Origin of the sequence: Candidatus Vallotia laricis (assembly GCF_020541325.1) — a bacterium.
Classification (GTDB): domain Bacteria; phylum Pseudomonadota; class Gammaproteobacteria; order Burkholderiales; family Burkholderiaceae; genus Mycetohabitans; species Mycetohabitans laricis.
This window is the reverse complement of the sequence record NZ_CP047399.1, coordinates 591162-614629: the sequence shown is the minus strand read 5'-3', so window position 1 is coordinate 614629 and position 23468 is coordinate 591162. Positions and strand designations below refer to the sequence as shown.

Annotated in this window: 11 protein-coding genes, 1 tRNA gene and 1 pseudogene; all 13 read left to right on the top strand. The window is 42.8% G+C overall.

Translation table 11 applies throughout. The annotated features are described in order from the left end of the window. Positions 1-1876: 1876 nt before the first annotated feature. Entirely contained in the window at positions 1877-3463 is a 1587-nt protein-coding gene (locus GKR41_RS02355; protein ID WP_420885644.1) for a pseudouridine synthase, read from the top strand. Positions 3464-3846: 383 nt separating this feature from the next. Further along, positions 3847-4302 carry a ribosome maturation factor RimP gene (gene rimP / locus GKR41_RS02350; RefSeq protein WP_226809600.1) on the top strand — a complete coding sequence of 152 codons (456 nt, stop codon included), beginning with the start codon at positions 3847-3849 and terminating at the stop codon, positions 4300-4302. Beyond that, a complete protein-coding gene (gene nusA, locus GKR41_RS02345) occupies positions 4302-5777 on the top strand; it encodes a transcription termination factor NusA (RefSeq protein WP_226809599.1) in 1476 nt (491 codons plus the stop codon). The genes rimP and nusA overlap by 1 nt, the downstream gene beginning before the upstream one ends. A 100-nt stretch (positions 5778-5877) precedes the next feature. After that, complete coding sequence (infB, locus tag GKR41_RS02340; RefSeq protein WP_226809598.1) at positions 5878-8673, top strand: translation initiation factor IF-2; 2796 nt, start codon at positions 5878-5880, stop codon at positions 8671-8673. Between the two features lie 60 nt (positions 8674-8733). Then, entirely contained in the window at positions 8734-9099 is a 366-nt protein-coding gene (gene rbfA / locus GKR41_RS02335; protein ID WP_226809597.1) for a 30S ribosome-binding factor RbfA, read from the top strand. Between the two features lie 26 nt (positions 9100-9125). Beyond that, a complete protein-coding gene (truB, locus tag GKR41_RS02330) occupies positions 9126-10094 on the top strand; it encodes a tRNA pseudouridine(55) synthase TruB (protein ID WP_226810230.1) in 969 nt (322 codons plus the stop codon). Positions 10095-11569: 1475 nt separating this feature from the next. Further along, positions 11570-13396 (top strand): translational GTPase TypA, encoded by a 1827-nt coding sequence (gene typA / locus GKR41_RS02325; protein WP_226809596.1) that lies wholly within the window; start codon positions 11570-11572, stop codon positions 13394-13396. A gap of 297 nt (positions 13397-13693) precedes the next feature. Then, positions 13694-16522 carry a 2-oxoglutarate dehydrogenase E1 component gene (locus tag GKR41_RS02320; protein WP_226809595.1) on the top strand — a complete coding sequence of 943 codons (2829 nt, stop codon included), beginning with the start codon at positions 13694-13696 and terminating at the stop codon, positions 16520-16522. A 99-nt stretch (positions 16523-16621) separates the two neighbouring features. Next, on the top strand, positions 16622-17857 hold the full coding sequence (gene odhB / locus GKR41_RS02315) for a 2-oxoglutarate dehydrogenase complex dihydrolipoyllysine-residue succinyltransferase (protein ID WP_226809594.1): 1236 nt from the start codon (positions 16622-16624) through the stop codon (positions 17855-17857). Between the two features lie 8 nt (positions 17858-17865). Continuing rightward, positions 17866-19296 carry a dihydrolipoyl dehydrogenase gene (lpdA, locus tag GKR41_RS02310; RefSeq protein ID WP_226809593.1) on the top strand — a complete coding sequence of 477 codons (1431 nt, stop codon included), beginning with the start codon at positions 17866-17868 and terminating at the stop codon, positions 19294-19296. Between the two features lie 54 nt (positions 19297-19350). Beyond that, positions 19351-20448 (top strand): cell division protein ZapE, encoded by a 1098-nt coding sequence (gene zapE, locus GKR41_RS02305; RefSeq protein WP_226809592.1) that lies wholly within the window; start codon positions 19351-19353, stop codon positions 20446-20448. Positions 20449-20884: 436 nt separating this feature from the next. Continuing rightward, positions 20885-20969, top strand: a tRNA-Leu gene (locus GKR41_RS02300). 285 nt (positions 20970-21254) lie between these two features. Next, positions 21255-23447: pseudogene (gene rnr / locus GKR41_RS02295) on the top strand (ribonuclease R); the annotation flags it as partial. Between the last annotated feature and the right edge of the window lie 21 nt (positions 23448-23468).

Sequence of the window (23468 nt, the reverse complement as noted above, 5' to 3'; positions counted from 1 at the left end):
TAACTTAGTAGGACCTCCCACAACATATTCTATCGTTTTATTATTTTGTTATATTTTGAGGTACCAATATTAGTAAGTCTCTACTTACAGTGGGTCTATAATCGATCTATGTATATTTATTACAAAATAATAAAACAAGCCATAATTTGAATACTCTTTAGTAGTTTACTACTTAAGTAAACTAATCTTCAAAGAACACACTTGAATATTTATATTATTAAATGGGAAATATATTTCTGTTAGAAAACAGACTAACTATAGCAGAAATACCATTGCTTTACACAGACATGAGTAAATTATAGTAATAATTTTAATTCAAAAAAATAATCTCATACTGAAAGTGCATAGTTCGATCTTGATTTATCGAACTAGCATGTGGAATTGCTAAGCTATTTAATCAATTAGAAAACGCCACCACTATGTAGTTGATTCGATATTAACGGAACAGTATACGTCGTGATCGGTTTTCAAATAATCGTGCCTAGAGCATATCTAAATCCTTGTGAGCTGATTACATCGACATATTGAATATATAAGCCACACTAGATAGTACTGTTGTGGGGATCGTATAAACGATGCGACTGAACATGCTTAAAATCGAGATGTATAGAATATCAGTAAATAGTGATCTATTCTTACTGCGAATAAAGACTAAAATGCATTTTGGCAAGCTTCGCCGTTTTATTTTATCTAGTAAATATTATCCTTAACCATAAATACTGCAGCGCTTTAAACCCCGCATAGTGAGATAGAGCTAGGTCAACTAAAGCTTGTCGGGGCTGACAACATAGCTTTAAGCTTGAATTTATACATTGCACTATTAGTACTTTCTAGACTTTAGTTATAAAATTAAGCATACTCACTTTAATCTACTATATCGGCAGAGTTTTGGCTTGACTTATATGCGGTGTTTGTTTTAGAGTACTACCAATTTACGATAATAGTAAAGCTACTATGCTCGCTAAGATACTTTGCAGTAAAGCAAATTTACCATGCCTTGGTTTTTAACCAACTTTGACAAGACCTATAAAATAAAATTAGATAAATTATACTACATAATACTTCAAAAAGTTGCGATTATATTAAAATATCTATGTACTGATTTTAAATCATTTCGCAACTAAAAAAGAAAGATCTGGTGTTTCGCATGATTAGATCATGACATCTCGTTTATAAATTGCAATGCTAACGCATTATAATTAGTATTCTTGATTTAAGGTAATCAAGCCAGGAAAATACCTCAAACTAAAAGTACACAAATCTCAATTGCTTTAACTATCTTTCTAAAGCTTCCTAGAGTCCGTGAAGTCTGTCGACTCTTTAAACGATGAAATCTCTGATTGTATAATCCCCGTTTTAAAAATGGGGTTCAAGTTAAAACAATTAAAGTATTTAAAGCTCATAGAAACTGGATATTGATTCCGGTCAGCTGTTCTATAATGCCTGTTTTCATAGATCGACTAAATCTAAAGAAATTACTGCAGTATTTTCGTAAAGCGCCTCAAAGCTTAAGCCTAGCCTCGGCTAATCACGATGGCAATATGGAGTACATTTAAAATGTTTTGTTAATACTCGCCAAGTAGTTAAGAGACTGTAGTGCATGAATGCACAGGCGCTATGACATATTAGATAAACTATTACTATATGCGATAACCAAAGTATTTTTTCGATTTAAAAGAATCGCTAGATGCGCTGATTAAGCTGAGATACCACTTATCACAAAGATATCCGATACCTGCTGCCGCACTTATAGCATTAAAATTGATGAGAGTCATTAAATGACCCAATGTCGCACGACATTTGTGTGATATATCCCCCCCCCAATACCAGCACGACTAAATAGTGTGCGCTGGTATTCTAATACCCAGAGGTTGTTTTGAACGAAAAGCACGATCTCGATTCTCCTGAGTCAGGTCCTATCCGTGTAGTATCCGCGTATAATCGCGAGACAGGCCAACGCTCATTTCTGGTACCGCTAACCGCAGAAGTTAAAGGCGGTGAAGAGGAGCGTCCGCGCCGCGGTTTGCGAAGGGGACTACGAAGCTTAATGGCTCGCCGTCGAGCGGTTACAAAGTTAAAAGCGACCGTTGTTATTAATACTGATTCTAAAGCAAAATCACTTGATAGCAATACTAGCTCTCAAACACGTATGTCCCCTAAAAATTCTGCCCCCATAACTCAGAGTAAAAGCGACAAACGTGATAGGCGCGTAGCTCTAACAGGCCCCATGAATAAAGGGGGCGGGCGCATCGATGATGCATTTACCTATGTTACGTCGCCAGCATTCGATGCGGACAATATTAATACAGGAAGCACCCCCTCTATTAAGCGGGTATTATTAGCCGAGGATGATGCACCAAAGCTACATAAGGTGTTGGCTGAGGTGGGCATGGGCTCACGTCGAGAAATGGAGGAATTAATTATTGCTGGACGCGTATCTGTCAATGGCGAGCCGGCGCATATAGGCCAGCGGATTATGCTAACTGATCAAGTGCGTATAAATGGTCATCTAGTTAAACGAAGGTTGCCATATAAGCTACCACGCGTGCTAATTTATCATAAATCGGCGGGCGAGATTGTTAGTTATGCAGACCCGGAGGGTCGCCCATCCGTATTCGATAAATTGCCATTAATTAAGGGGGCAAAATGGCTGGCTGTTGGTCGACTAGATTTCAATACTGAGGGGTTGCTACTGCTAACTACATCCGGTGACATTGCAAACCGCTTTATGCATCCGCGCTACCAAGTCAAGCGTGAATATGCAGTGCGAATTATCGGCGAATTAACAGAGCGTGCGCGACAAAAAATGCTAAGCGGAATCGAGTTAGACGATGGTCCAGCAAGCTTCCTACGTATTCAAGATGGCGGTGGGGAGGGCGTTAATCGCTGGTACCACGCTGCGCTTTTAGAAGGTCGAAACCGCGAGGTGCGTCGCATATTTGAAGCCGTAGGTTTAACTGTTAGTCGGCTAATTCGAACACGCCATGGTCCGATCGTTCTGCCTCGTAATCTTAGGCGTAGCCGTTGGGAAGAGCTAGAGGATAAGCAAGTTCGTTCTTTAATGTTAGCTGTTGGATTAAAAGATCCAATTGAGGATAAAGGAGGAGGGCGCAGCAAGGTGGTACCACGTCGTCATCCGGATCCAATGCAAACGGCAATCGGCTATATCGGGTATGATGCACCTGGCCCTCAGCGAGGGTTGGGCTGTAGCACGCGTAGCGGTACGAACTGGAGTTCGCCCTCCAAGCGAGTACCTGGGTACACCGGATTTTCCTCCGTGTATAGGGGACATGCTAATACAAAAAAAGATGGAAATCTTAGTAACCGCGACGTTAATGGAAACCAGACATCAGGAAAAGATACACTAAAAAACAATACGCCTAGTAGGCGAGGTGCAACAGTGCCACACCAAGGTGGAATAAATCTTCGCGGTGCGCCGCGTAGACGCTCACGTGTCCGCTAAGCGCACGAGTTCCTCTGTAGAGCCGTTCTACATACGATATCTAATATGTCATACAACATACTTAGTTTTTCTATCTTGTCACGTTTGGTTGCGCTTTACTATGTAAATTGCAGATCACCTCGAAAAATACTATAATTAGCGGATGCATTAGATATGTGTTATTTGCAGTACGCTTTCAATGCGTAACCACAATAAAAATGGGGCGTGTTATCGCCCATTTTTATTGTTTTACAGGTGTAGTATTGCCCTAGAAAATACTCAGGTAGTACTGCACAATGATACTGCCGCTATACGCAATACTTTATAAGGCGTACTTAATACGGCAAAATAGAAAATTGGGGCGCGTGTTGCGCGCGGGTCCGTACTGCATGAGGGCAAACAACATGCAATTGTCGGAACTAGTTAAAAATAGCGTTACTGGACTCGGATATGAATTTGTGGATTTAGAGCGGTCCAGGCGCGGCATATTGCGGGTGTTTATCGATCATCCGGCGGGCATCTCGATAAATGATTGCCAGAAAGTGACACGCCAGCTCCAACGCGAGCTTACCGTTGAGAATATTGAATATCAACGTCTTGAAGTTTCGTCACCAGGTTTAGACAGGCCGCTGAAGAATCGAGCAGATTTTCTACGTTTTGCCGGCAATAAAGCTATGGTAATCCTCAAACATCCGCTAGATCATAAAAAATCTTTTTGCGGAATTTTGCATGCGCCTAATGGCGACATAATAAGCTTGGAAGTACAAGAGAAAGACGGTTCAATAATGCTAGATTTTAATCTTGCTGACTTAGACCGTGTTCGTCTTGTTCCGCAAGTCGATTTTAGGAGCCGAAAATAATGAGTCGCGAAGTGTTGATGCTGGTGGATGCTCTGGCGCGTGAGAAAAACGTCAACACGGGTGTAGTATTTGCTGCGCTCGAGGCAGCACTCGCTTCGGCTACAAAGAGGCTCCTAAATAAGGATGTTGATATACGAGTGTCAATCAATCGTGAGTCTGGCAAGTATGAGACTTTTCGACGCTGGAGAATTGTTCCAGATGAGGCGGGTTTGCAGCATCCAGACCAGGAAATACTACTTTTTGAGGCACGTGAGCAGTATCTAGATGCGCAATTAGATAGTTATATTGAAGAGCTTATTCCTTCGATCGAATTTGGTCGCATAGGAGCACAAGCAGCTAAGCAAGTCATACTGCAGAAAGTACGGGAGGCTGAGCGAGAGCAGATCCTAGACGATTTCCTTGAGCGTGATGAAAAAATTATGAGTGGCTTAGTAAAGCGACTCGAAAAAGGCAATCTGGTTGTTGAATCTGGACGTGTTGAGGCATTGCTGCGCCGAGACCAACTAATTCCTAAAGAGAATTTACGTATAGGCGATCGAGTCCGTGCGTATATCACTAAAGTAGACCGCTTAGCCCGAGGAGCGCAGATTGAGCTCTCTCGCACCGCTCCAGAATTCCTGATAAAGCTTTTTGAGCTTGAAGTACCAGAGATTGAGCAGGGTCTGTTAGAAATTAAGTCAGCTGCGCGCGATCCTGGAGTTCGGGCAAAAATTGCAGTGATAGCTTATGATAAGCGTATTGATCCAATTGGGACTTGTGTTGGTATTCGCGGTTCGCGAGTACAAGCTGTGCGTAACGAGTTGGCTGGCGAGAACGTTGATATCGTGTTATGGTCGGCAGATCCTGCACAGTTTGTTATCGGCGCCCTTGCTCCAGCCGCTGTTCAATCTATCGTCGTTGATGAAGAAAAACATGCTATGGATGTTGTCGTCGATGAAAACGAGCTGGCTGTAGCGATTGGACGCAGTGGCCAAAATGTACGCCTCGCTAGCGAGCTAGCTGGCTGGCAGATTAATATCATGACACCAGATGAATCAGCCGAAAAACAATCACAAGAGCACAGCGTACTACGCAACCTATTTATGGAGCGCTTAGATCTTGATGAGGAGGTTGCTAACATTCTCATTGATGAAGGCTTTACAAGCCTTGAAGAGGTTGCGTACGTGCCGATCAATGAGATGCTTGAGATCGAGGCGTTTGATGAAGAAACAGTTCGCGAGTTGCGTAATCGCGCGCGTGATTTTCTGCTAACGATGGCTATTGCAAATGAAGAAAAAGTCGAAAACGCATCAATTGATCTGAAAAGTCTTCATGGAATGGATAAGCAGCTTCTTGCTAACCTCTCTGAACACCAGATATATACGCGTGAAGATTTGGCTGAGTTAGCTGTCGATGAACTAATCGAGAGAACCGGCCTTAAAGAAGGAGTTGCGAAAGAGCTAATTATGAAGGCACGTGAACACTGGTTCCAGTGAAACGTGAGAAGAGTACGATAGTACATTAAATTAATACGGCTTGATAAGCCGCGGTGGGATATCAACTGCAAAGACTTTTTCTTTGCCCTAAGAGGGATGAATGGCGAGCAACAACGTAGCTCAATTTGCCGCGGAACTAAAAATGCCTGCAGGCCTTCTGCTCGAACAGCTTAAAGCTGCTGGCGTACAGAAAGCCAACGCCGATGATGTATTGTCCGAAGCAGACAAAGCGCGTTTGCTAGATCACTTGCGCAAGTCGAACGGCAGTACTGACACTGATAAATGTAAAATTATGCTAACGCGTCGGCAGACGTCGGAAATTAAGCAAGCTGACGCAACTGGTAAAGCTAGACTAATCCAAGTCCAAGTCCGAAAAAAGCGAGTGTTCATTAAGAGCGATAAACCAAATATCGCAGTGCCAGATAGCGGTGGAGAGAACGATGCAACTACTAATCATGAGCAGCGTGAAAAACAAGCGTGCTTCAAAGCTGAAGTATTGGCCCAGCAAGCTCGTGAATTGCATGCGCAGCAAGAGCGTCTTGCGTGCGATGAGGTAGCTAAGGCTGCCGAGCATGCTGCTTTAAATTCCCCAAAAATAGTCGAACAGCAGCAAAATTATGCTATGCAACATCGGGTTGATTGGCCTACTAATGATACTATTCATTCAGCTAATGAGCGGGCTACCGAAAAAAAGGTAGAAAACGACGCCCAAGTTGTAGCGGAAAAAGCCTGCCTGCAGCAGGAAGTGATTCACAAGCGGCGAGAGGCAGCGGAAGCTGAAGCACAGGCTATCCGTAAAATGATAGCAACGCCGCGCAAAGTGATGATCACTAAGCCCCCTGAGCCGCCAAAACCAATCGAGCGAGTTAAAACCCCCGAAGTAAAAAGTATACTGCATAAGCCTGCCAAGCCAGCAGCCAGCGCAAAAAAACCGATATTAGCATCTACAACTGCTCCATCTGGGGATAAAAGAAAGATTCCAAATAAAAGCAGTTGGCAGGAAGATGCAGCAAAGCGGCGCAGCATTAAAACACGGGGAGATTCAAGCGGTGGAATCGATCGAAACTGGCGGGGCAGTCCACGTAACCGTGGCAAGAATCAAGATACACATACGAACTTTCAGGTACCAATTGAACCAATCGTTCGCCAAGTACACGTACCCGAGACGATCACTGCAGCTGATCTTGCGCATAAGATGGCTGTTAAAGCCTCTGAAGTCATTAAGGTAATGATGAAGCTTGGCCAAATGGTGACAATTAATCAAGTGCTGGACCAAGAGACTGCGATGATAGTTGTCGAAGAACTGGGCCATCATGCGGTTGCTGCAAAGCTAGATGATCCAGAAGCGTCGCTCATTAAAGGTGAAATAACCGATGTTGAGATGCTACCGCGTCCACCAGTTGTTACTGTCATGGGGCATGTCGACCATGGAAAGACGTCTTTGCTCGACTACATTTGTAACGCAAAGGTTGTTTCTAGCGAAATAGGTGGCATTACACAACACATCGGCGCTTACTGTGTCGAGACGTCACGTGGCATGATTACCTTTCTTGATACGCCAGGCCATGAAGCGTTTACTGCTATGCGTGCAAGAGGTGCAAAATCAACAGACATTGTAATCCTAGTAGTCGCAGCAGATGATGGTGTTATGCCACAGACACGAGAAGCTATTTCGCACGCGAAAGCCGGAAGCGTACCAATTGTCGTAGCGATTAACAAAATTGATAAACCAAGCGCAGATCCAGATCGAGTTAAACAAGAATTAATCTCAGAAGGTTTAGTATCAGAGGAGTATGGAGGTGATTCACCATTTCTTGAGATATCCGCTAAGACCGGAAAAGGTATTGACAATCTGCTTGAGAATGTGTTGTTACAAGCCGAGATTCTCGAACTAAAAGCGCCTATTGAGGCGCCCGCTAAAGGCATTGTAATCGAGGCAAAGCTAGATAAAGGTAAAGGTCCAGTCACTACAATTTTAGTGCAGTCTGGAACGCTATCACATGGTGACGTTGTATTAGCGGGCTCTTCCTATGGCCGTGTACGAGCGATGACCAATGAATTTGGTAAAGCAGTAAAATTAGCTAAGCCATCGACCCCAATCGAGATTCAAGGGCTATCGGAAGTACCGCGTTCAGGCGACCCGGTGATTGTTTTACCGGATGAACGTAAAGCACGTGAGATCGCGCTGTTCCGGCAAGGAAAATTCCGTGATGTAAAACTTGCAAAGCAGCAAGCCGCAAAACTTGAAAGCATGCTAGATCAGATGGATGCTGGTGAAATACAAAACCTGCCCCTAATTGTGAAAACTGATGTGCGCGGCTCACAGGAAGCATTAATATATGCGCTACAAAAACTGTCCACAGACGAAATACGTGTGCAGATTATACACAGCGCGGTAGGCGGCATCAGCGAAACAGACGTAAATCTAGCAATCGCGTCTAAGGCTATAATAATTGGCTTTAATACACGTTCAGATATTCAGGCTCGTAAGCTAGCTGAAACGAATAGTGTTGATTTACGCCACTACAACGTTATATATAATGTTATAGATGAGGTAAAAGCTGCGATGTCCGGTATGCTGTCGCCAGAAAAATGCGATACAGTCATCGGCATGGTTGAGGTACGGCAAGTTTTTAGGGTTCCCAAAGTCGGTGCGGTCGCTGGCTGTATGGTAATAAATGGCATTGTCAAGCGTACCGCGTTAATACGGGTGCTCCGCGCCGGCATAGTTATTCATACTGGCGAACTTGATTCGCTTAAGCGCTTTAAAGACGATGTAAAAGAGGTAAAGCAGGGCTTCGAATGCGGTATGTCACTAAAAAACTTTAATGATATTCAGGAAAGCGATCAATTTGAGGTATTCGAGGTTACTGAAGTGGCAAGAGCTGTAATCTAACTATCTTCACTAAGGCAAACGCCATAAAGCTTGGTCTTTTTATGGAGAGAGGCTTAATCTATGAAAAAACTCATCAGCGGCAATCGCCGCGTGCGGATTGCCGATCAGATTAAGCGAGATTTAGCGGAATTAATTATGCGCGAAATCAAGGATCCCAGAATTGGTCTGGTAACAATTCAGACTGTTAGGCTAACGCCAGATTATGCGCATGCAAAAATATTTTTTACGACCCTAACTGGAGATCCCAGACGAACGGAAGTAGCACTTAATCACGCAGCGGGATATTTACATCACTTATTATTTAAGCGACTGCATATCCATACAGTACCAACGTTGCATTATATATTCGATAAGTCAATTGAGAGAGCCGAACAAATATCGAAATTAATTAAAGAAGCAAACACAACACGCAATTACCAAAACTAATCTAGAAAGCTTATCATATCGGTATAATACAACCACTTAATTCAGCGCCCCCAAGCTCTGTCTCGCGTCCCATCAACGGCGTGTTATTATTAGATAAGCCAATAGGATTTTCTAGTAATGACGCTTTAATACGCTCTAAGCGCTTGCTCAACGCAAAAAAAGCTGGGCATACCGGAACGCTCGATCCGCTTGCATCCGGTCTGCTGCCATTATGTTTTGGCGAGGCAACTAAGTTTTCGAAAGATCTTCTTGATGCAGATAAGACTTATGATGCAACACTAAAACTTGGCATATCTACAACAACAGATGATGCGGAGGGCGAAGTACTAAAAACTCGACCAGTTACATGCGACTATACTGCGATTAATGCAGCGCTTATCGCGTTTCGCGGGCCTATTATGCAAGTTCCACCAATGTATTCAGCACTAAAACGCAACGGAAAGCCGCTGTACGCATATGCGCGGGAAGGTTATACGCTCCAGCGTGAGGCTCGTGCAGTAACAATCCATATGCTGGAATGCGTTAATTATATTTTAGGTGTAGTAGCTTCAGTGACAATCCGTATTACGTGTAGTAAAGGTACTTATATTCGTGCACTTGCGAGGGATATTGGGGAGAGCCTGGGTTGTGGTGCACATTTGTCAATGCTACGACGTACTAGGGTTGGAGAATTAATGCTAACCGATGCGGTAACGTTAGATAGATTATCTAAACTCGATGAGTTAGGGCGTTTAGCTTATCTTAAGCCGATCGATGCTTTGTTATTAAAATTTGCGTTCGTCGATTTAGATACTGAAATGACCCGGCGATTTATGAATGGTCAGCAATTGCAGTTAGTCAACAAATTTAAAGTTCGCGAAAATGATAGAGTTAGAGTGTATAACGCCGGCAATCATCAATTAATTGGAATTGGCCGGTTGCAACGTGGAGTACTATTTCCTGAGCGACTAATCTCGCACTCTCCCGACATTAATATCATACCCTATAAATTATAGGTCCTGCTACGCTGCTGCTCTAAGTAGTATTTCAGATATCAATATAAGCGATCAAACGCAATGATAAACTGTTCGAGCGTTATTTTGACTGTGTACTAAAATTTAGAATTTATAATCGATTCCAGCAATCTTACTATGCTATTAACGGATTTATTGCGCTCAAACTATTTTCGAGAGTCATTAATAAAAGTATTAAAAATATGACATGTTTAATACTTGCTACTTTTTACAGGAATAAATAACACAAATTTTGTAAACGTAGAAAGTAATCTTTACGCTGTTTCGGCGTATATATAATATATAGTCAAACTACTTATATACTCTTTAGTAGAAATAAGCTTTAACAACACTATAGTTGAGTGGCATTTAATTTTTATAGTTTATTAGAACTATCTAGTTGCATAAAGCCATGGATGCTAGGTTGTCACAATGTTAGAAATTCTGTTACATATAACAGAATTTCTAAAGCTATTATATATAATTAATCTCAGATGTATTGACTAATGAATAGTATCAAGTATCGCCGATACAGGCAGTTGAGAACCATTTGTATTTATAGAAATAAGATCTAAGTTATTTTTTGCTACTACAATAAAAAATTATATTAAAGAAATAATACATATTAAAAATATGAGAGGAAACAAAAAATTTATTTATTAAAAATTTATCGTAGGCTAGATAATTTTATGATCAATCACCTTAAATTCTACCTTCTATATTTATTAAATAAATAACCTTAAAAACTATAATAGTATACATTGTGATTTCGATGTCAAAGGGATCGCTCTTTACGAAAGTAAAAATAACAAAATTTCGAAAATACTAACTACTACTATAAGTAGCGCTATATACTATTCTGGATATAGTAAATATGTGTCTTTCGTATAAATTACTAGTTTTTATCAACGCAGATATATGTAGACGATGATAGAACAACTACGACTATGCAAATAGCATATTTATAGTATATAAGTATCGATAGATAAATAATAAATACTATAATTATCTTATAATTTGTAATAACTACTGTACTAATATCAATACTAATATTGATATTAGTGAAATTAATTAATATCTTTGATATGTTATGGTTGATAGCTATTATATCAAAGCTGAGTCTTATACTCAGCAGGGTATATTTTATTGCAGTTAATAATAATAAATTCATACCTCATTTTTAAAAAGAAATAGACTTCCTATAAGATAATACGGTCAGTAACTCATCTAATATTTAAGAGTATATTAAGCACTAATGTGGTTAGCATAATCTTCTTTTTTTATTCCTTAGTCCAAAGAGAGATATGCATATTGCCTATGAATATTACCTAATACGAGGCGTGATAAAATGAGCTCTTAAGGTTTAACACTGTGCTTGTATCTCTAATAACTATAGAGCAAACTCGAGGCTACATATAATCCGCTTTGCGTTGCCTCGGAACTCTTTTCTAATGCACCGCGTTCAAAAATACCACTATATGACACGTCTGATCCGAAATATCGCTATCATCGCACACGTTGACCATGGTAAAACCACGCTTGTAGATCAACTACTCCGGCAGTCTGGCACGTTCCGTGAAAATCAACAAGTTACTGATCGTGTCATGGATTCGAACGACCTTGAGAAAGAGCGCGGCATTACGATTCTTGCAAAGAACTGCGCAGTTAAGTATAAAGATACACATATTAATATTATTGATACGCCTGGGCACGCTGACTTTGGTGGCGAAGTCGAGCGAGTGCTATCAATGGTCGATTCAGTTCTTTTATTGGTTGATGCAGTCGAGGGGCCGATGCCGCAAACGCGTTTTGTCACGAAGAAAGCTTTGGCCCTTGGAATTAAGCCAATTGTAGTTGTTAATAAAATTGACCGTCTAGGTGCACGTCCAGATTGGGTTGTTAACCAGACATTTGATTTGTTTGATAAGTTAGGTGCAAATGATGAGCAGCTCGACTTCCAGATAGTCTATGCATCCGCACTTAATGGATACGCTAGTATGAATAAGCAAGTTCGTAATGGTGACATGCGTCCCTTATTCGAGGTGATATTACAATATGTTCCAGTGCGTAACTCCAATCCATTCGCGCCACTACAGCTTCAAATTGTATCGCTAGACTACTCTAGCTATGTCGGCCGCATTGGGGTGGGCCGCATCACGCGCGGGCGCATTAACGCTGGCCAAGCAGTCGTAATGCGTTTCGGACCTCAGGGTGAACTGTTGAACCGAAGGATTAATCAGGTTCGTGTTTTCAAGGGGCTTGATCATATACAGGTAGCCAGTGCTGAAGCCGGTGATATTGTACTAATTAACGGTATTGATGATATTGGAATTAGTGCGACGATCTGCTCTTTAGAGGCACCAGACGCATTGCCGATGATTACTGTCGACGAGCCGACCTTAAAGATGAATTTCTGCGTGAACACGTCGCCGTTGGCTGGCAAAGAAGGTAAGTTCATCACTAGTCGCCAGCTCCGTGAGCGACTCAATCGTGAGCTGACTCTTAATGTTGCATTGAGAGTTAGGGATACTCTCGACGAGACGGTATTTGAAGTATCTGGCCGAGGTGAGCTGCATCTGACTATCTTAATCGAGAATATGCGCCGCGAGGGATACGAACTCGTCGTATCGCGTCCGGGTGTAGTAATTCGAGAGATAGATGGTGTCAGCCACGAACCGTATGAGTTGCTGGCAGTAGATCTTGAGGAAACACATCAAGGTTCGGTGATGGAAGAGATTGGCCGCCGTAAGGGTGAACTAGTAGACATGGCATCTGATGGACGTAGTCGTACACGACTAGAGTATCGGATTCCAGCGCGTGGACTAATCGGTTTCCAGGGCAGATTTCTTACACTGACGCGTGGCGCTGGCTTGATGAGCCATATCTTTGATGCATACAAGCCTATGTGCAATGGTGCAATCGGCGAGCGGCGAAATGGAGTGCTAATTTCGCAGGATAATGGAGATGCTGTTGCATATGCATTGTGGAAGCTACAAGAGCGTGGCCGCATGTTCGTATCGCCTGGTGATGCGTTATACGAAGGGATGATTATCGGCATTCATAGCCGTGAGAATGATCTAGTAGTTAATCCGATTCGTGGAAAGCAACTGACTAATGTACGTGCATCAGGGACCGATGAGGCGGTACGGCTTATTCCACCGATACAGTTGACTCTCGAGTATGCGGTCGAGTTTATTGATGACGACGAGCTTGTCGAAGTCACACCCCAGTCAATCCGACTACGGAAGCGACATCTAAAAGAGCATGAGCGTCGACGTGCGAGCCGCAAGGCTACAACAGATTGAATTTGCAGGGTAAGAGCGCTATTGTCAGGCAGTAAAGCTTTTAGTACTGATCGATTTTTAGATGATGTAATGCAGGACCATCCGTTTTCTAATCTAATCTATTGAAGCGTAGACGTTGACATGCTTCCGGACAAGGTAAATAGCTGCAATATGCTAAACGTGATAAGCTTCTTCTATAAATTTTTGGGTCCTTCCAAGCTAACTTGATTCGCGCAATCCACTACACGGTCAGGCCGTTGCGCGGAGGGTTTTTAACCCTCTATTTCTCGAGAAACTCGAAGAGAGGTGAGCTTCAAAATGAAGAAGCAATTCCAGCTAAACTCATATTTGTTTGGCGGCAATGCTCCATACATAGAGGAATTGTACGAAGCATATCTCGATAATCCAGCTTCCGTTTACGAAAATTGGCGCAGCTATTTCGATATATTGCAAGATGTACCATCCTCAGATGGCCAGAATGCGAATGATGTGCCACACACACCAATTATTGAGTCTTTCGCTCAACAAGCCAAAGAAAGCACGTTTATTCTGCGTAGCAGCAATAACGATCTATCTACCGCACGAAAGCAAGTCTACGTTCAATCGCTAATCGGCGCCTATCGTTTCCTCGGCTCGCAATGGGCTAATATTGATCCCCTGAAACGACAAGAGCGTCCGCATATTCCCGAACTTGAACCGGTTTTTTACGGTTTCACCGAAGCTGACATGGACCAAATATTCCATGCGGCAAACCTATACTTTGGCTTCGAGCAAGCATCGTTGCGTTATATCGTACAAGCGCTACGTAATACGTATTGCGGTACGATTGGCGTAGAGTTTATGTATATCAGTGACCCTGAGCAGAAGCGCTGGTGGAAAGAGAAGTTAGAGTCTACACGTTCAACACCAAATTTCTCACGGGACAAAAAAAAGCATATTCTTAAATGTCTAACTGCAGCTGAAGGCCTAGAACGCTACTTGCATACAAAATACGTTGGCCAGAAGCGTTTTTCGCTTGAGGGTGGCGAAAGCTTTATAGCGGCAATGCATGAAGTTGTGCATCATACGGGCATCCAGGGTGTGCAAGAGATTGTGATCGGTATGGCCCATCGCGGCCGACTGAACGTGCTCGTTAATGTACTTGGCAAGATGCCAACAGACCTATTTGCTGAATTTGAAGGCAAAAACGTCGATAGCTTGCCTGCTGGGGATGTAAAGTATCACAAAGGATTTTCATCTGATGTTTCAACAGCCGGTGGTCCTGTACACCTATCGCTAGCGTTTAACCCATCGCACCTGGAAATTGTCAACCCGGTAGTTGAGGGCTCTGCAAAAGCACGTATGGACCGTCGTGGCGATTTAAACGGTCTGCAGGTCTTACCAGTGCAGATTCATGGCGATGCCGCTTTTTCTGGTCAGGGTGTGGTGATGGAAACGCTAAATCTAGCGCAAACACGCGGCTATGGTACCTGCGGAACGCTGCATATTGTTATTAATAATCAGATTGGGTTTACTACCTCCGATCCCAGGGATACACGCTCAACGTTATATTGCACTGACGTCGTTAAGATGATTGAAGCGCCTGTGTTGCATGTGAATAGCGACGACCCCGAGGCAGTTGTATTTGCCACACAACTGGCAATCGATTTCAGGATGAAGTTTCATAAGGATGTCGTGATTGACATCGTTTGTTTCCGTAAGCTTGGCCATAATGAGCAAGATACTCCGTCAGTTACGCAGCCGCTAATGTATAAAAAAATTGTACAGCATCCTGGCACGCGTTCGCTATATGCAGAAAAGCTTATAACGCAAGACGTGATCTATCCTGATGAGGCTAATCAGTATGTAAAGACTTATCGCAAGGCAATGGACGAGGGGCAACATACGACCGATCCAGTTCTCTCAAACCATACGAGCAAACATGCAGTTGATTGGCTTCCGTTCCTAAATAAAAAGTGGACCGATGCGGCGGATACTGCTGTACCACTAGCTGATCTTAAACGTTTGGCTGAACGAATCGTGACGATTCCAGAGAACTTCAAGCTCCATCCTCTGGTGGAGCGTGTAATTAATGATCGTCGTAAGATGGGAGAGGGTAAGCAATTACTGGACTGGGGTATGGGTGAGCATCTTGCATTTGCATCGCTAGTTGCCTCTGGTTATGCGGTTCGCTTGACTGGACAAGACTCAGGCCGAGGCACATTTACGCATCGCCACTCGGTACTACATGATCAAAATCGTGAACGCTGGAACGATGGCACGTATATTCCACTGCAAAATATTACAGATGGGCAAGCAAGCTTCACTGTTATTGATTCGGTATTGTCCGAGGAAGCGGTGCTTGGCTTTGAGTATGGATATTCGACAGCTGCACCGAATACGCTGGTAGCATGGGAAGCCCAATTTGGAGATTTTGTTAATGGCGCACAAGTCGTCGTTGATCAGTTTATATCGTCTGGTGAGGTTAAGTGGGGCCGCGCTTCTGGACTAACAATGCTATTGCCACATGGCTACGAAGGTCAGGGTCCAGAACACTCGTCGGCTCGTATTGAGAGATACTTGCAATTATGTGCAGAGCACAATATACAAGTTGTACAACCGACAACGCCAGCACAAATATTTCACCTATTGCGACGCCAGATGATCCGTTTGTTCCGGAAGCCGTTACTCGTGTTAACACCGAAGTCATTATTGCGTCACAAGGAGGCACTATCGAACCTGTCCGAATTGGCGAATGGCAAATTCTATCCGATACTTAGCGAGACTGATACGTCAATTGACCCTCACGGGGTTAAACGTGTACTTATTTGTTCAGGCCGCGTCTACTACGATTTGACTGCGTATCGCCGCGAGGTAAAAAGAACCGACATAGCTATCTTGCGTATCGAGCAATTGTATCCATTTTCGCATAAACAATTAGCAGATGAACTGAAGAAGCACGATAACGCGACCGAGGTTGTTTGGGTTCAAGATGAACCACAGAATCAAGGACCTTGGTTTTATATTAAGCATCTTCTTTCTGAGGAGATGCGAGATGGTATGAATCTAGCATATAGTGGTCGGCCGGCAGCCGCGTCACCAGCAGTCGGCTATTATGCGAAGCACTACGAGCAGCAGAAGGCTCTAGTCAAGGGTGCGTTTGGCTAGCTTAAGAGTACAACGCTTATCAAATAACTCAAAAATACAGTCAGAGGGATCTCCGCGTCTTAGCGCCTGATCGCTCCATACGTATTTAGGATAATGATCATGGCTATTGTTGAGGTTAAAGTTCCGCAGCTTTCGGAGTCAGTATCTGAAGCTACGATGCTTAACTGGAAGAAACAACCAGGAGAATCGGTTGTACAAGATGAAATACTAATTGAGATTGAAACCGATAAAGTTGTGCTTGAGGTGCCTGCGCCAGCTTCAGGCATACTTTCTCAAGTGCTTAGGCATGCTGGTGACATAGTTATTGCTAATGATGTAATCGCGAAGATTAATACTGAGCTAAAAGCTAGCGCTATAGTAAACATTACAGCGATCGAAGGGGTTGCAATATCAAACAACGAGGAAAAAGTTACCCCGAAAACCTCATCTATTCCGACATCGCCATCACTTAACAAAATAGCTTCCCCGGCCGCTTCAAAGCTGCTTAGAGAAAAAGAATTAAGCGTCCATCAGCTTGTCGGAACTGGGCGGGGAGGGAGAGTCATCAAGGGTGATACACTAGCAGCCAGTAAGAGACCACTGGATGCTGTATTACCGCAGGCTACTGCATCAAGCACAAATTCTTGTCTAACTGATCGTCCAGAACAGCGTGTGCCAATGTCACGTCTTCGCATACGGATCGCCGAGCGACTACTAGAGTCGCAACAGACTAATGCGATTCTGACTACGTTCAACGAGGTCAATATGGGGCCGATTATAAACCTGCGCAACAAGTATCAGAATTGCTTCGAGAAGGAACACGGCGTGAGACTTGGATTTATGTCTTTTTTTGTAAAGGCAGTAGTACACGCGCTAAAAAAGTTCCCGATTGTGAATGCCTCCATTGATGGCAATCATATTGTCTACCATGGTTACTTCGATATTGGCATTGCAGTCAGCTCGCCACGCGGCTTAGTTGTACCTATTCTGAGAAATGCAGATCAGATGGGTTTTTCTGACATCGAAAAGAAGATTACTGAGTTTAGTGCCAAAGCTCGAGACGGAAAGTTATTAATCGAGGAAATAAGTGGTGGCACGTTCTCAATATCAAACGGCGGTATATTTGGCTCGATGCTGTCAACACCAATTATAAACCCGCCTCAATCGGCAATTCTTGGTGTACATACGACAAAAGAGCGACCAGTCGTTGAGAATAACCAGATCGTGATCCGGCCGATTAACTATCTTGCTCTATCATATGATCATCGGATTATAGACGGTCGCGAGGCAGTACTCTCGCTTGTTGCGATAAAAGAAATGTTAGAAGATCCGGCACGCTTTCTACTTAACATTTAAGCGAAAATATGAATAAAGAATTTGACGTCATTGTAATTGGTGCCGGACCCGGTGGCTATATTGCAGCAATCCGTGCTGCACAACTTGGCAGAAGTGTTGCTTGCATTGAAAAGTGGAAGAATCCAGCTGGTAAGCTTAGTCTCGGTGGAACTTGCCTGAATGTTGGTTGTATACCATCAAAGGCGCTGTTGGCTTCGTCTGAGGCGTTTGAGAATGCCTCGCGTCACCTCCACGATCATGGAATTTCGGTATCAAACGTAAAAATTAATATCGCACAAATGCATGCCCGAAAAGATGCAATTGTTAATAAGATGACCAAGGGTATCGAATTCTTATTCCGCAAAAATAAAGTAATATGGCTTAAAGGGCATGGAAGTTTTGTCGGTAAAACCGACACTGGTTATCAAATTAAGGTAGAGGGCGAAGATAGAACAGAGTTAGTGGGCGCGCGTAATGTGATTATTGCAACCGGGTCAAAAGCGCGCCAGTTACCATTTTTAAAAGTAGATAACCAGATTATCGTCGATAATGAAGGGGCACTAGCATTTGACTCGGTACCTAAAAAGCTAGCAATAATCGGAGCGGGTGTCATTGGGCTGGAATTAGGTTCGTTGTGGAGACGTCTTGGTGCAGATGTTACAGTGCTCGAGTCTTTGCCATCGTTTCTCGGCACCGCTGATCAGAGCTTAGCCCAGGAAGCTGCAAAGCAATTCGAGAAGCAGGGATTAAAAATTCATTTAGGCGTTCAGATCAGTAAGGTAAGCGTACTTAATAATACGGTAACAATTTTATATTCTCATAAAAACGTTCATGCACAGAAGCTTGAAGCTGACCGGTTAATCATATCTATTGGCCGCGCTCCGAATACCAATAATCTTGGTCTGGAAGAAATCGGACTGACGGTTAACAATTATGGATTTATCGACGTCGATCATTATTGTCGCACTAAGCTACCGGGAGTCTATGCGATTGGCGATATAGTGCGCGGTCCAATGCTCGCTCATAAGGCTGAAGATGAGGGTATGCTAGTTGCCGAAGTAATCGATGGACAAAAGCCACATATCAACTATAACTGTATTCCGTGGGTTATCTACACGGATCCAGAAATTGCGTGGGTTGGAAAAACAGAAGCACAGTTACAGGCAGAAAGCCGACATATCAAGATTGGAGAATTCCCATTCATAGCTAATGGCCGCGCATTAGCTATGAATCGGAGTAATGGTTTTATAAAAATGATTGCCGATGCAGATACGGATGAACTGCTTGGCGTACATATTATAGCCGCGAATGCATCCGACCTAATTTCTGAAGCAGTTGTTGCTATGGAGTTTAGAGCTGCATCGGAGGACATTGCACGGATTTGCCATCCGCATCCGTCTTTTTCTGAGGTGATGCGAGAAGCAGCTCTAGCCGTTGATAAGCGTGCGTTAAACATATAAGCAGCTTAAAAGCGGGGTCAAAATATAGCAATCGATACGCCCATTTTTGCACCAATGAACATTGCGGAACACTGCGAAAAAGAACTAGCTAAACGCGGCTATCAAGCTGATTTATCGCAACAGCAGGCAATCAGCCATTTGCAACGTTACTACGACGCCTGGATGATCTATAAAGCACAACGTTCTAATCTGCTAAAAAAATGGGTTCTTCGACCAAATTTGCCTCAAGGAATTTACATGTGGGGTGGTGTTGGGCGTGGAAAAAGCTTCTTAATGGATATTTTCTATGCTGTTGTGCCGATACAACGAAAAACACGACTGCATTTTCATGAATTTATGCGCGAGGTACACTGTGAGCTCAAGAACTTACAGGGTTATATCGATCCACTAGAGGAACTTGCGAGACTAGTTGCAAAACGTTATCAATTTATTTGCTTTGATGAGTTTTATATCTCAGATATCGCTGATGCAATGATTTTATATCTATTGCTATTAAAATTATTTAGTAAAAACGTACAGTTCATCATAACTTCTAACCACGAACCCAGCATGATATACTGGAACGGGTTAAATCGTAACCGAGTTTTACCTGCAATCGACTTAATTTATAAAAAGCTTGAGATACTACGCGTAGATGCAGGTACTGACTACCGACAGTGTACGAAAACACAGGTTCGAGCCTACTATACCCCCTTAGGAGTCCAGGCTGATAGCCTATTGCATATGGCGTTTAGTCAGTTGGCTACAGTACAAGACTGTAACCCGGTGATATATATTGAAGAACGACAGATTAAGGCTATCCGTCGAGCTAAGAGTGTTATTTGGTTTGATTTTTTAACGCTATGTGCTGGGCAACGATCGCAAAATGACTATTTAGAGTTGGCGACACGATTTCATACAATCATTTTATCGGATGTTCCACAAATGACGCTATCTATGCACTCGGAGGCAGAGCGCTATACGTGGTTAATTGATATATTGTATGATCATAAGATCAAACTATTAATGTCTGCTGCTGTTCCTGCTGAACAACTTTACATTGCAGGACTAATGTCCAATAAGTTCGCACGGACTATATCTCGCATTGTCGAGATGCAATCTCAGGAGTATTTCGAAGCGCCGAGGCGCTTTAGCAAAAGATTTTTAAGGTAAAAATGCTATGCTTTGGTGTTGTGCAAAGCCTACTATTTCTTAGTAAGTCTATAATAGTTTTTAACAGTACACCGCTAGTTATAAACTGTATAATAGGTAACTTCTAATAGCATTAGATTTTATGAAGTTAGTGCTGGTCTAGTCCAGCTCAACATACCAGTTTCTGGTCGACGCGCATGGCTTGTATTTTTTCACTTTAGTTTTGCTATTGTCTAGATTCAGGATACTCTTTATCTTCCCAGCTATTTTCTGTTTTTATCTTGAATCTGCATTTAAAGCTGTCTATTTTATATACTAGCATTTAGAAAAATACTGAAAGCTTTTAAGTAGGTGTTCACCTGCTAACTGGCTATATTCTTCCTCATCTTTACGCAGTTCTTGACACAACGACGTTAGATTAAGACAATTAAGGTTTGCGCTGCTTACGCAGAAAGCTGCCCAGGTGGCGAAATTGGTAGACGCACTAGTTTCAGGTACTAGCAGGTAAATCTGTGGAGGTTCGATTCCTCTCCTGGGCACCAACCATCGCACTATTAGGCGGCAAGAAAATAATATCCCAGAAAAACAAAGATTTTATGTCGAGGTATTCTTTTAAAGTACTAGCGCAATTTATTAGTCCATTCACTTCAGTATGCGTACTATCCTTAAGAATCAGTAAGAAAAAGTATTTACTTTAAATTATCTATACTCAGTATAAAAATTAATTTTTAGTAAATTACTAAATATATCTTGTTCCAGTATAGTGCGATACTTGACATGATAATTCTCGTATTTTATACGGTTTGATAACCTTTATCGACAAGGCTTTGAACAAATACCCTTATTTGATTCCCAGTCGTAGAGAAATTCGTAGTGTATTGTGCAAAACACAGCAACCACTTGGTAGCAATGACATTGCTAAAATGCTTTCAATTAAGCAACAAGAGCGCGAAGGATTTTTTAAGCGTCTGAGCGCAATGGAGCGCGATGGTCAGATTAGACTTGATAAACTAGGTTGTTATCATCTAACAGATCTATCAAATTTTATCTCTGGTCGGGTTCAGGGCCACCGAGATGGCTACGGTTTTCTAATTCGCGACGATGCTGGTAGCGACTTATTTCTGTCTAATACAGAGATGCAAAAAGTTATGCACAACGATCGGGTTCTTGCGCGAGTGATAAGTCATGCTCGTCGAGGCCGTTCGGGGGCACATATTGTCGAAATCACCGAGCGCAGAGATAAAACAATTATCGGACGACTGCTGAATGAAAATAGTATATGGGTCGTTTCTCCAGAGGATAAACGTATCAGTCATAACATTCTCGTGAAGCAAATGGGCAAAGTTACGCCTAAGTCTGGTCAGGTTGTCTCAATTGAGTTAACAGATTTTCCAGGGTACCATTCACAGCCAATAGGCAAGATTGGCGAGGTGCTGGGCGATATTAACGATCCCGGTATGGAAATTGAGATTGCTGTGCGTAAATATGGCGTACCGCATCAGTTTTCAGATGCCGCACTAGTCCAAGCCGAGAAGCTGCCCGAACAGATGCTTGAATCGGATCTTCGCCATCGTATTGACTTGCGTGATATGTCATTCGTAACAATCGATGGTGAAGATAGTCGAGACTTTGATGATGGAGTCTATTGCGAGCCGATTCGCATTGGCCAACAGAATGGGTTTCGATTGCTAGTAGCTATTGCTGATGTATCTCACTACGTTGCCGATGGAGATAGCCTTGATCATGAAGCGTTTAGTCGAGGAACAGCTGTATATTTCCCGCGTCGTGTAATCCCAATGTTACCTGAGAAACTCTCAAATGATTTATGTTCGCTAAAACCAAACGTAGATCGTTGCGCGCTTGTATGCGATATGATAATTAACCCACGTGGTTGTATTCAAAAGTATCAATTTTATCCGGCAGCAATACATTCTGTAGCACGACTTACATATACCGAAGTAGCGGCCATCCTATCAAACCCGAAGGGGGGGGAATCAGCATCACGGTTTTCTTTGTTGCCGCATTTACAAAACTTACATAGCGTTTTCAAGATATTGCTACAAGCGCGGGAAAATCGCGGGGCAATCGAGTTCGATACAAATGAGACTTATATTGTATGCGATGCACAAGGAAAGATTGAGCAGATCCTGCGGCGTCAGCGCAATGATGCGCATAAACTCATTGAAGAGTGTATGCTAGCCGCTAATGTGTGTGCGGCTGACTTTCTTAAGCGGAATAAGCATCCCGGGCTATATCGAATTCATGCTAGCCCAATGAAAGAGAAGCTCTTAAACCTTCAAACTTTCTTATGTAGTTTGGGCCTAAAGTTAGGCAGTTGTGACAAGCCAAATGCGAATGATTATGCGGTTCTGATAAAAAAAGTGCAAAGTCGATCCGACGCAACAATGCTTAAGACGATGCTACTACGCTCAATGCAGCAAGCTGCCTATAGTCCCAATAATATTGGGCACTTTGGTCTTGCATATGATGCGTATGTTCATTTTACTAGTCCAATTCGCCGTTATCCAGATTTACTTATACACCGTGTAATTCACGCAATTTTAGCGGGCAAGAAATATCAGCCTCATACGCCCAAACATTATTATAGTGACGAAAAAGAAAAACATGCACGCTCTTACGATGCTATCTGGCAGACAATTGGCTTTCAATGTTCGGCTAATGAGCGCCGTGCCGACGAAGCCTCACGCGATGTTGAAGCGTGGCTAAAGTGCTACTTCATGAAAGATAGGCTCGGGAAAGAGTATAATGGAGTTATTAGCGGCGTGACGCCATTTGGTATTTTTGTGCAGCTCGATTCGTTGTTTATCGATGGGTTAGTCCACGTCACCGAACTGGGCTCCGATTATTTCCAGTATGATGAAATTAAGAACGAGTTACGAGGAGAGCGTAGTGGAATACGGTATGGCCTTGCTATGCGTGTACGCGTGCAAGTTAGTAATGTCAATCTAGATATGCGCAAGATTGACTGTAGACTTGTACAAGAAGTACCAGCTAAATCGGAATTTCTTCAGGCCCGCTGT

Excerpts from the sequence above, each read along its gene's own strand:
- rimP (WP_226809600.1), top strand. The coding sequence starts at position 3,847 with ATGCAATTGTCGGAACTAGTTAAAAATAGCGTTACTGGACTCGGATAT.
- nusA (WP_226809599.1), top strand. The coding sequence starts at position 4,302 with ATGAGTCGCGAAGTGTTGATGCTGGTGGATGCTCTGGCGCGTGAGAAA.
- infB (WP_226809598.1), top strand. The coding sequence starts at position 5,878 with ATGGCGAGCAACAACGTAGCTCAATTTGCCGCGGAACTAAAAATGCCT.
- rbfA (WP_226809597.1), top strand. The coding sequence starts at position 8,734 with ATGAAAAAACTCATCAGCGGCAATCGCCGCGTGCGGATTGCCGATCAG.
- typA (WP_226809596.1), top strand. The coding sequence starts at position 11,570 with ATGACACGTCTGATCCGAAATATCGCTATCATCGCACACGTTGACCAT.
- GKR41_RS02320 (WP_226809595.1), top strand. The coding sequence starts at position 13,694 with ATGAAGAAGCAATTCCAGCTAAACTCATATTTGTTTGGCGGCAATGCT.
- odhB (WP_226809594.1), top strand. The coding sequence starts at position 16,622 with ATGGCTATTGTTGAGGTTAAAGTTCCGCAGCTTTCGGAGTCAGTATCT.
- lpdA (WP_226809593.1), top strand. The coding sequence starts at position 17,866 with ATGAATAAAGAATTTGACGTCATTGTAATTGGTGCCGGACCCGGTGGC.
- zapE (WP_226809592.1), top strand. The coding sequence starts at position 19,351 with ATGAACATTGCGGAACACTGCGAAAAAGAACTAGCTAAACGCGGCTAT.